8 protein-coding genes are annotated in these 9,959 nt (G+C 35.0%); 4 read left to right on the forward strand and 4 right to left on the reverse strand.

Annotated elements, in window-relative coordinates:
- The first annotated feature begins 185 nt into the window (after positions 1 to 185).
- Positions 186 to 662: a VOC family protein gene (locus QNJ50_RS27375; protein ID WP_300641983.1), complete on the forward strand. Its 477-nt coding sequence runs from the start codon at positions 186 to 188 to the stop codon at positions 660 to 662.
- Positions 663 to 1,065: 403 nt separating this feature from the next.
- A complete protein-coding gene (locus QNJ50_RS27380) occupies positions 1,066 to 1,365 on the forward strand; it encodes a DUF4282 domain-containing protein (RefSeq protein ID WP_300641985.1) in 300 nt (99 codons plus the stop codon).
- A 604-nt stretch (positions 1,366 to 1,969) separates the two neighbouring features.
- On the opposite strand, the gene hemN is transcribed toward QNJ50_RS27380, so the two are convergent.
- Both hemN and QNJ50_RS27390 read right to left on the reverse strand, forming a co-directional pair.
- Positions 1,970 to 3,322: an oxygen-independent coproporphyrinogen III oxidase gene (hemN, locus tag QNJ50_RS27385; RefSeq protein ID WP_300641988.1), complete on the reverse strand. Its 1,353-nt coding sequence runs from the start codon at positions 3,320 to 3,322 to the stop codon at positions 1,970 to 1,972.
- Positions 3,323 to 3,520: 198 nt separating this feature from the next.
- Positions 3,521 to 4,234, reverse strand: coding sequence for a heme oxygenase (biliverdin-producing) (locus tag QNJ50_RS27390; protein ID WP_300641991.1), 714 nt, complete (start codon positions 4,232 to 4,234; stop codon positions 3,521 to 3,523).
- Between the two features lie 689 nt (positions 4,235 to 4,923).
- Here QNJ50_RS27390 and acsF point away from each other — a divergent pair.
- On the forward strand, positions 4,924 to 6,000 hold the full coding sequence (acsF, locus tag QNJ50_RS27395; RefSeq protein WP_300641994.1) for a magnesium-protoporphyrin IX monomethyl ester (oxidative) cyclase: 1,077 nt from the start codon (positions 4,924 to 4,926) through the stop codon (positions 5,998 to 6,000).
- Between the two features lie 188 nt (positions 6,001 to 6,188).
- On the opposite strand, the gene QNJ50_RS27400 is transcribed toward acsF, so the two are convergent.
- Positions 6,189 to 6,824 carry a glutathione S-transferase family protein gene (locus QNJ50_RS27400; RefSeq protein ID WP_300641997.1) on the reverse strand — a complete coding sequence of 212 codons (636 nt, stop codon included), beginning with the start codon at positions 6,822 to 6,824 and terminating at the stop codon, positions 6,189 to 6,191.
- A gap of 419 nt (positions 6,825 to 7,243) precedes the next feature.
- Here QNJ50_RS27400 and QNJ50_RS27405 point away from each other — a divergent pair, with 419 nt between their 5' ends.
- Positions 7,244 to 9,094, forward strand: coding sequence for a TAXI family TRAP transporter solute-binding subunit (locus QNJ50_RS27405; RefSeq protein ID WP_300642000.1), 1,851 nt, complete (start codon positions 7,244 to 7,246; stop codon positions 9,092 to 9,094).
- Positions 9,095 to 9,321: 227 nt separating this feature from the next.
- On the opposite strand, the gene QNJ50_RS27410 is transcribed toward QNJ50_RS27405, so the two are convergent.
- Entirely contained in the window at positions 9,322 to 9,498 is a 177-nt protein-coding gene (locus QNJ50_RS27410; protein WP_300642003.1) for a hypothetical protein, read from the reverse strand.
- Positions 9,499 to 9,959: the final 461 nt, after the last annotated feature.

Below are 9,959 nucleotides of genomic sequence, written 5' to 3' on the forward strand. Positions count from 1 at the left end.
AATCAAAAAAATTGGGCAAAATATTTCACTTGTAATTGGTTATTATGATATATGCAAGTATCAGTTACTAAGCAAAGTTTTATTTCTTATTTGTTCAATAGTTTTGCACCGGAAACTAGACTTATAGTAGAAGGCAAAATATTTTGCCATTCTATTTTTGTTGTAGCTACATAGTGTTTTCTTCCATGGTATCCACTTCCCAAAATCTAAAAAACCAAAGTAAACAAAGCGTATTAAGTGCAGGTGATTTGCGTAGAGTACATCATATCGCCCTCAACGTAAAAGATATGCAAGCTTCCCGGTATTTTTACGGTACCATCCTAGGGTTACATGAGCTTACAGGTGAAGAGGTTCCTGAAACCTTAGTAAAATTAGTTGCAGAAGGAAAAGTTGCTAATTTTATTACCCCTGACGGCACAATTTTGGATCTATTTGGCGCTCCAGATCTAAATCCTCCCGACCCAGATCCAGAAAAAAACTTTACTAGAGCTTATCACCTAGCTTTCGATATTGCTCCAGAATTATTTGATGGTGCAGTTGAAGTATTAAAACAAAATCAGATTACCATTGCTCACGGACCCGTAAGTCGTCCCACAGGACGCGGTGTATACTTCTACGACCCTGATGGTTTCATGGTAGAAATTCGCTGCGATCCGGAATAATTATCTTGAACTAATTGGTAATTGATGACTGTAGCCCGTAAGGGCGTGGCTTTCGCCATAAACTGTCAAAGAGTCTTCAGGTAAATACTCCTCAAAGTAAATGGACAAAGGTTATCTTATATGATATACCGATATCACTAGTTATTTTGAGTGGTTATGCTTATGACAAAACTAATAATTGTTAGATCTGTTAAGCAGGATTAAAGAAACAAATAATTTACAGATAAAGTCTCTGATTTATAACTGCATAGTGGTAACATCATCTACGAGATTCCAAAACAGAATACAATAAAGATAGTTATTACTGCATGTCAGTGCAAAATTTATTGATTCTTGGTACTTTTGAATGAAAGTGAATAAATTTGACTGAATTGTCAGGGTATTAAAGGAAAATTAAAATTTTATGTCCCTAAGTAAAAACTTTTTTCTTCGGTTATTTGATTTTTCGTTTTCTAAGTTTATGGCTGTAGAAGCAGTAGAAATTGTTGGAATTTTTTACGTAATCGGTATAATTTTTGCTGCTTTAATGGCCATAGTAATAATTACGGAAGGTTTTAATAACGGTTTAACATTGGGAATTGGAAGTTTAGTTTTAGCTCCCCTAGTATTCTCGTCCTATGTTATTCTCCTGAGAATCGGATTAGAAGAAATTCTAGTTGCACTTGGTATTAATGAAAAGACCAAACAATTAGAAAATTCATAAAAACCAATTTCTAAATTAGCATCAATTTTTCAATTCTTTAATTAACCTATTGATTTTATATCTAGTTTGTTGATTGATGTTTAATTTGCTTTTCCATACATTGATGTAATTTATTTACCGATAAATAGTTGGTAATAAAGAATTAGAAATTAATTTTTAACTCCTTTAAATTCATTGTTCATTAGATAAACTATACTTTTTCACTGAATCATACTGATAACTGTTCACTGTTCACTGATAACTGTAGCCCGCAACGGCGTGGCGTTAGCCATAAACTGATAACTGATAACTGAATACTACGTCTAAAATCGAACCCTAGGTAGGAAAATTTTTATTTTCGTTTTGTAGTCGATAGAAGTAGTGCTAAACCGCAACTACTGACCTAACGTTATCTAAGTAGACGTAGTATTGTACTTATGATGACTATAAGTCAATACAGTTCAGTTAAGACTTTTTTTTTACAAGTAACCTGTAGAGACGCGTTAGCGGAGCGTGATCGTTAGGTCATCATGTCGCGTCTCTACGAAGAAATTTAGGCTTATATGAACCGTATTGGACTATAAATATTAATATTTTAGTAAGAAATAGTACCTACCTAGTGTTCTCAAATTGCTCGAGAGAACTTTTGCTCTTTTTGACTAATGTAAGTATCGAATATCACGGCTATGTTTCTTACTAACAGTCTACCAACTTCCGTAACCTTGATGTGTGTTGATGATAGATGTACCAATCCATCAGCTTCCAAATTTTTTAGAGCTTGGAGTTCTCGAAAAAAATAATCATCGAAATTGATTTGATATTTCTCTTCAATATCTTGTTTGCAAAGTTGAAAGTTAGACATAATATTGACGATCGCTTCTCGTCTAATGATGTCATCCCGATTTAATTGAAAACCCCTAAATACTGGTAAAATTCCATCTTTAATTGCTTGATAGTAATCCTTTAATTTTTTATAGTTTTGGGCGTAGGTATCTTCCAATAAACTTACTGATGTAGCTCCAAAACCAAAGAGTTCGGTTTCTGGATGGGTCGTATAACCCTGAAATGTACGTTTGAGTTGGAGATTCCGTTGAGCGATCGCTAATTCATCGTGAGGTTTTGCAAAATGATCCATCCCAATAAAGACATAATCATTATTTTTGAGTTCCTCAATCGTCATTTGGAAAATATCTAATTTTTCCTGAGGGTGGGGTAAAGCTTCTACAGGAATCTTTTTCTGTAACGGTTTGATCCAAGGAACGTAAGCAAAATTAAAGACAGCAATTCGATCAGGGTCTAATTGGATAGTCTTTTTTATTGTTTTGCGGAACCTATCGAGGTTTTGATAGGGTAAACCATAAATTAGATCGACATTTGCGCTTTTAAACCCAGCAACCTTAATCCAATCCATCACATCGAATAGTTTTTTTTCCGGTTGAATGCGATTAACAGCACTTTGTACCTGGGGATTAAAATCTTGAATCCCAAAACTAATACGGTTAAACCCCAAGTCCCGGAGGAAGAAAATATATTCTTTATCAACCTCACAGGGATTAATTTCTATAGATATTTCTGCATTGGAATTAACAGTAAAATTTTGGGTGATTTTTTCCCATAAAAATTCTACCTGTGACAAACTCAAATAATTGGGAGTACCTCCACCCCAATGAACTTGAACCACTTCCCGTTGTGGATCGATTAGCTTAGCTGTATTCTCAATCTCTTTAACCAAATACTCCAGATAAAGTTGAGCAATATTTTTATTTTGGGAAAAAATCGTATTACAACCGCAGTAATAGCAAGGATTTTGGCAAAAAGGGATATGAAAATATAAAGCAAGTGGCGATCGGCGCAGATTAGAAGCTGTAATACGTGCTTGAAAATCCTTGAAGGTAAAATTCTCAGTTAATTCCGTCGCTGGTGGGTAACTAGTATATCTTGGTGTTGGAGTATCGTACTTTTTGATGATATCGAGCATTGGGGGATTGGCGATTAGGGATTGGGGATTAGCGTAAGCGCAGCGTGACGCGACAGCCTCGGGGATTGGGGATTGGGGATTGGGGATTAGCGATTAGCGATTAGCGATATGTAATTGGTAAATCCTTCTCAATTCTTACTTCTTATTTCCTACTCCTCACTCATTACTTATTACTCATTACTCCTTACTCCTTACTTCTTACTTTTGACTCATTTCCGTACTACCAGAACTGTGATGACTTGTGAGTTTCTTAAATGTAATTTCCCCTATCGCATGGATCAAAATTGCTTCTAATTCTTGAATGATTTGCATGTTGAGTGAGAAAGCATAGTTTGCTTCTGTAACTATTTTGTCTCTAGTGGTATCGTCAATAGGTAAAGCATCTAACGCCTCTCTATATTTATTTTTAAATGCTTTTTTATCAGGAATTTGTTCAAAATGATAAAAAGATGTGCCCTGATATCCCTCTAGTTTGAGGGTGGATTGAGCAACTTTTTGCAACATCTGACCTCCAGAAAGATCGCCCATATAACGGGTGTATGTATGACCGATTAATAACTCTGGTGATGAAGCAGAAAGTTTACGAATGTGATTCACGTAACTTTTGGTAGTTGGAGATGGAGTAATTTTTTGTCGCCAATTTTTACCGTAGTAAAACTCTAAATCTTTTTCTAAATTAGCTTTACGATTCAGTTCGGGGAAATAAATTTTACTAACAATTGGATGATTTTGATGTTTTTGAACAGCCGCTTCTAGTTCGCCATAAACAAAATATAAATTACCTAAAAACTTTGCAAAACAGTCACGATCTACAACTCCGTTGACAAAGCATTTCATAAATCCTACGTTTTCCGCAGCTGTATGAGCTTTCTGCGTTTTCTTACGAAGCTCGATCGCTAGACCATTACTCATTGTCAATTCCCTTATATTCAAATCCTGTGGTTTGTTGGATTTGCGCAGAATTAATCGGAAATGTTACCAGTTTGATAACTGGATTTACAGTTTGTTGAATTTATTCCCGAAGCGTGGATTCCCTTTAATCTATTATTTTTGGCTTTACTTTGACCAAAATCGCCCGGTTCAGAGCAAAGACTATTTCCATGAAGATAAAATTTAGTCTTATAAACTCTTACTTAAAACTATTTAATCACTATTCTTCGTATCACTACACAAGCATTGGCTTTTCTTAACAAGTGTTTATTGGGGATTGGCGACTAGTGACTAGGGATTGGGTAATGGGAACAAAATTTTTTCTTTCTTAAGTTGCGGATGCTCATATCAAAAATAAGGTTTAGTTAGTGGATAACTACATATGAAGTTCTAAAATAAATAGTGTTTTTATCGGTAAGGAATGAGAATTTAATAACCTGTAATTCTGAAATTTGGAATGGTGCGTTACGCGATGCTAACCCCAATCGCCATATGACGCTGTCGCGTCACGCTGCGCTAACGCCAATCCCCAACCCCTAAGTAAATATCCTCAAAGTTATTGAGTAATTAACAATTTATTTGAAGAATTCTTCAAATAAGTTAACCAATTATAGATTTACTGAATAAATCGTGTTTATATAGCCTTGTAAGCATTAAATGGCAGAATTCTCATGGTTAAATCGCTTCAAACCCTAGAACCGGAGATGCTCAAACCGGGAGTTAAAGCGCCGGTAAAAGAGACATTGTTAACGCCCCGATTTTACACCACTGACTTTGAGGCGATCGCGCAGATGGATTTCTCTGGGCATGAGTCTGAGTTAAAAGCAGTAATCGAGGAGTTAAAATCAGATTACAATCGCCATCACTTCGTGCGTAGTGAAGAGTTTGAACAGTGTTGGGACAGCATTGATGGAGAAAAACGCCTTGCTTTTATTGAGTTTCTAGAACGTTCCTGTACTTCGGAATTTTCGGGATTTCTGTTGTTTAAAGAGTTGTCGCGACGACTCAAAAATAAAAATCCCCTACTTGCGGAAGGTTTTGGATACCTATCGAGGGATGAAGCTCGTCATGCAGGCTTTTTGAATAAAGCAATGTCAGACTTTAACTTGTCTTTAGATTTAGGTTATTTAACTAAAAATCGTACTTACACTTTCTTTCCTCCAGAATGGGTAATTTATACTGTCTATTTATCGGAAAAAATAGGTTATTGGCGTTACATAATTATGTTCCGTCATTTGGAGTCACATCCTGAGAATCAGTTTTATCCCCTGTTCCGTTACTTCGAGAGTTGGTGTCAGGATGAAAATCGCCATGGAGATTTCTTCAAGGTATTGGTGAGATCCCAAGGGAAACTTTACGATAATTGGAAAGCTCGGTTATGGGTACGTTTCTTTTTACTTTCTGTATTTGCTACTCACACCCTGACGGTATTAGAGCGTTCAACATTTTATGATTCCGTTGGTTTAGATGCTCGCCAGTACAATATTGATGTAATTGAAAAGACCAACGAAACTGCAGCACGGGCATTTCCTGTCATTTTAAATACTAAACATCCAGACTTTTTCCGTCGCTTAGAAAAGTGTTCTGAGAACAATTTGAAATTGACTGAGATTAACAGCAGTAACAAACCCAAAATTGTTAAGTTCTTCCAGAAAATCCCGGTAATAGCTTCGACTGTCGGTCATTTATTACGGATTTATCTGACGAAACCTATTGATGCTGAGGCTACAAGAGAAATGGTTTGTTAGTCAGTTAACAGTTAACAGTTTATGGCTAACGCCACGCCCTTACGGGCTACAGTTCAAAGTTAACAGTTAACAGTTTATGGCTAATGTCAAGCCCTTACGGGCTAAAGTGAAATGCTAACTGTTAACTGTTTTATTGTTAGCAATTTCGTTGCATTCGCTTCTTATTTTAGAGTTCTCTTACTTTGTCCCTAATCTATCTTGGCATACATATCTTCATCAGCCTTTTGAAACGCAGGGCGTTCCATTAGCCTGGCAAGATAAGTTTTAACAGGGCTATCCTGTTGGAGCATTCCCAGTTTTAATGCCCATAATAAGACACCACCTGTTACTACATCTGCAGCAGTAAAGCTGTTTTCTACTAAATAATTATTATCTTTGAGGAGTTCATTTAGGGGTCCACACACCTTCGCGAACCATTGCTTAGCTTCCTCCGGTGTAACTTTTGCTTGTGCTTGTTTAGGCAATAACTTTTCTGGTAAACCTGGTAATACACGAAACATATATTGCTCTACTGGGGTTTCCAAAGTTAGAGAAGCATAAAACATCCATTGATAATAATATGCCCGTGCAGGTGATTCTAGTTTTGGTGCAAAGCCTCGCTCCAAATATTTATCAGCAAGATAAGCGCAAATTGCTGCCGATTCAAAAATAGTTACATTTTCATCCACCAATACCGGAACTTTACCATGAGGATTAAGATTGGCATATTCATTTGAGCGAGACATTTCCATGGTGACATTAACCAAATCGTAGGAAATATCAATTTCTTCCAGAAGCCATCGAGGACGAACTGCTCTTGTTGTAGGCATGTAATAAAGCTTCATAATCTCAAGTATTGGAAAATCTACTAAGGTTTAAATTAACTCTTTTCAGATTTTGATACTGCTGGTGAAACAATCTTTAATATCTTAGGACTTACACACTCGTTACTAGTTTGTTTCCAATGGTTTGAGATTGCTATTTCCTTGCGGAAACGTTTTTCTAAAGTAAATACCCAGCTTAGATAATTTCACATAAATCAGAATTTCATAATTAATAATCTCATTAGTCAGAATCTAATAATCCAAAAAGTTAAGAAAAGTTTAAAAGTATATTAAATTTTACTCTGAAGCAGAAATAATATGGAATCCTGCAAACTTAAAGTGTAGTAACCAGCAGAAAAAGTTAATAAACTATTCCATCTAAAAGGTAAAAGCTACGAAATTGATTCTGCGAGTAGTGTTAAATTTACCGTTTTATTACAATGAGAAAGTATAAAACTCGACTCATTATTTTATTTGTTTTGGGATTACTTATTTGTTCTTTTATCAGTTTATTTCGCAATCAAAAACAGTACCTGATAATTGCAGCAGGAAAACCCAACGGAGATAGTTTTATATTTGCCAAAAAATTAGAACATGTAGTTAATAACTCTAATAGTAATATTGAACTTAGTGTTCTTAAACGCACTGATGGAACTCAGGAGAACCTAGAATTACTAAAGAAAGGACGAGTACAGTTAGCTATGGCTCAGGCTGACATACCTGCGCCATCAGAAGCGCAACTTGTGTCTTTGTTATTCCCAGACATGTATCAATTAATTGTTAAAAAAGATTCGGGAATTGACAGTATTCTGGATTTAAAAGGAAAACGAGTTGTCTTACCACCTTCAGGTGGAGGTCAAATACAATCCTTTGATTTTTTAATGGAACACTATGGTTTGCTCAACAGAAAATTAATCAAATATTATGTTGAAAGTGACTTTAAATATTCAACAAACAAATATAAATTTTATTCTGTAGAAAGTAGTAACCCAGACAAAGCATTTTGTGCGGGTCAAGCAGATGTGGTGTTTCATGTTCGTCGTGCAGGTAATTATTCTATTCGCAATGAAATTTTTAAAAATAAACACTGCAATGCAAAATTAATACCCATCGAACAAGCTAAGGCGATGAAAATAGAACATCCAGATTTAGATGAGGCTATTATTCCTAAAGGAGCTTATCAAGGTAATCCACCAATTCCCGATAAAGACTTACCTACCATATCCGTTAATCGGTTATTTTTAGCACATAAAAGTGTTGATAAAGAGGTAATTCATAAAATTACTAAAATTCTTTACGAGCATCGTCAAGAATTAGTATATGGGTGCAAAGACGATAACATTTTTGACGAAACTGAAAACCTAACATGCGAACATAAAGAAAATCAAATACCAGCAGCAGCCTTAATTCGTAAACCCGATAATCTTAGCGGAGCAGGTGGAACTGGAAGACCAATTCATCCCGGAGCAAAAGCTTACTATCAGAAGGAAGATCCTACTTGGTTTGAGCGTTATTCGGGAGTAATGGAAGTTCTCGTTGCAATTGCATTCCCATTTGTTTCTTGGTTAGCACTTTTGTTCCGAGAAAATGCAGCAAAGAAAAATAAAGCTGATGATTATATCTTAGAAGTAACCGCTCTTATGGATGCAGAAGAGTCTATAAAAGCAGCAACTTCTTCGATCGCAGCTTATAAATCGAACCAAATCGATGTACTGGAGGAACTACGTTTTAATATCATTAATAAAACTGCAAAAATACTACTGTGTACTCAAAAAGCTCAGAATGCTCGCAATAAAGGAAAAATTTCTCGTGAATCTTTAAAATCTTTTAGAAAAACTCTGCAAATAACTGTCGGTGTCATCGAACAAATTCCTGAGTCAGAAAAAATATTTAATGCTATTGTGCAAAAAGCCAGAAAAAATATGGAAAAAGAGCATAATAAGCGTTTGAGAAATCAATTGTTATCTTTAATTATTATTTGGGATCAGTCTTTAGGAATTAGCGAAACTTTGAATATCAAAATACCGTATATATCTCAGATACAAAATCAGATGGAAAAGAGTTTAAACAATATTTTGGATCGAGCCAAAGGAAAAACTCAACAACGACTCAAAAATTTAGAACCATCTGAATTACTTAAGTTAGAAAGCAAAAATATTCGCCAAGACTTGGAAGCTATATTTAAGCGTTCGGTCAATGCTTTAGTAGAAGAAAGAATATCTCAGGATTCCTTCCAGTCATTTAGGGTCGTTTGGCAAATAGCTGTTGGTGAAGTCACTCAAGATGAATAGATTTTATGGAGTTCTAACTTCTCGAAGGTTTTACTAATGTGGACTCTAATCATTCCATATTTTTTCAATATTTTAAAGAGAAATGAAGCGATCGCAGTTAAATATAAAACAGTTAGCCTTACAAAGCTAAAACCATAAAACTAATATTTTAATAAGACTAATATCTTAAAATTTAAATCACTAAATATAAATAGTAATTTAAATTAAATAGTCCAAACTCAAAGAAATTATGAAATCAAGGTAATGAGGTTAGAAAAAGCTTCGGTTACTTGTGTTATGGTTTGATTCTGTAAAACAAATTCACTATAATCTGCTAAATTATCCAAACCAACTACAGTCAAGATTATTTCTGCAGTTAACCATACAGAGGTTTTAAGAAATAGTTTTTTCCATCGTACTTGCATAACCGACATTCCTACCTTTACATAAATTTATTCTTAAAGCCAAAATTCTTGAACTTAATGCTCTTAGATCTACTATTCTCAAAAGCAATATTTCTTAAATTCCCACGAGGTTGTTGTTAATAAATGTAAAGGATTATAGGTATTGATTTCAATGTTGTATTGGTAGGAATGCGGTAGTAATTTCACCCCTACAGAGTTTAGGAATTACATATTGACCGGTAAAAATATTTGGGAGAACCTTGCAAAGGTAAAGTGAGAACAATCAGGTCAGGTTACACTAGTGCTTTGAGATAATGACCAGATAATATACTCTAACTAAATAATTTAAATTTTCGATGACAGACTAGTAGTCTGTCAAGAAATAATTGAGGGATAAAGTCGTTTAAGTTTAATCCGCGCATCTGTGGTAGTAAACTGCCAATCAACTGTGCGATCGCGTTGATTTCTTTGTATTTCCCAAG

Origin of the sequence: Mastigocoleus sp. MO_188.B34, from assembly GCF_030065675.1 — a bacterium.
Classification (GTDB): Bacteria; Cyanobacteriota; Cyanobacteriia; order Cyanobacteriales; family Nostocaceae; genus Mastigocoleus.

Bases quoted from the DNA above. Each gene is read 5' to 3' on its own strand.
- QNJ50_RS27410 (WP_300642003.1), bottom strand. From the start codon at position 9,498: ATGCAAGTACGATGGAAAAAACTATTTCTTAAAACCTCTGTATGGTTA.
- QNJ50_RS27375 (WP_300641983.1), top strand. From the start codon at position 186: ATGGTATCCACTTCCCAAAATCTAAAAAACCAAAGTAAACAAAGCGTA.
- QNJ50_RS27380 (WP_300641985.1), top strand. From the start codon at position 1,066: ATGTCCCTAAGTAAAAACTTTTTTCTTCGGTTATTTGATTTTTCGTTT.
- QNJ50_RS27400 (WP_300641997.1), bottom strand. From the start codon at position 6,824: ATGAAGCTTTATTACATGCCTACAACAAGAGCAGTTCGTCCTCGATGG.
- acsF (WP_300641994.1), top strand. From the start codon at position 4,924: ATGGTTAAATCGCTTCAAACCCTAGAACCGGAGATGCTCAAACCGGGA.
- QNJ50_RS27390 (WP_300641991.1), bottom strand. From the start codon at position 4,234: ATGAGTAATGGTCTAGCGATCGAGCTTCGTAAGAAAACGCAGAAAGCT.
- hemN (WP_300641988.1), bottom strand. From the start codon at position 3,322: ATGCTCGATATCATCAAAAAGTACGATACTCCAACACCAAGATATACT.
- QNJ50_RS27405 (WP_300642000.1), top strand. From the start codon at position 7,244: ATGAGAAAGTATAAAACTCGACTCATTATTTTATTTGTTTTGGGATTA.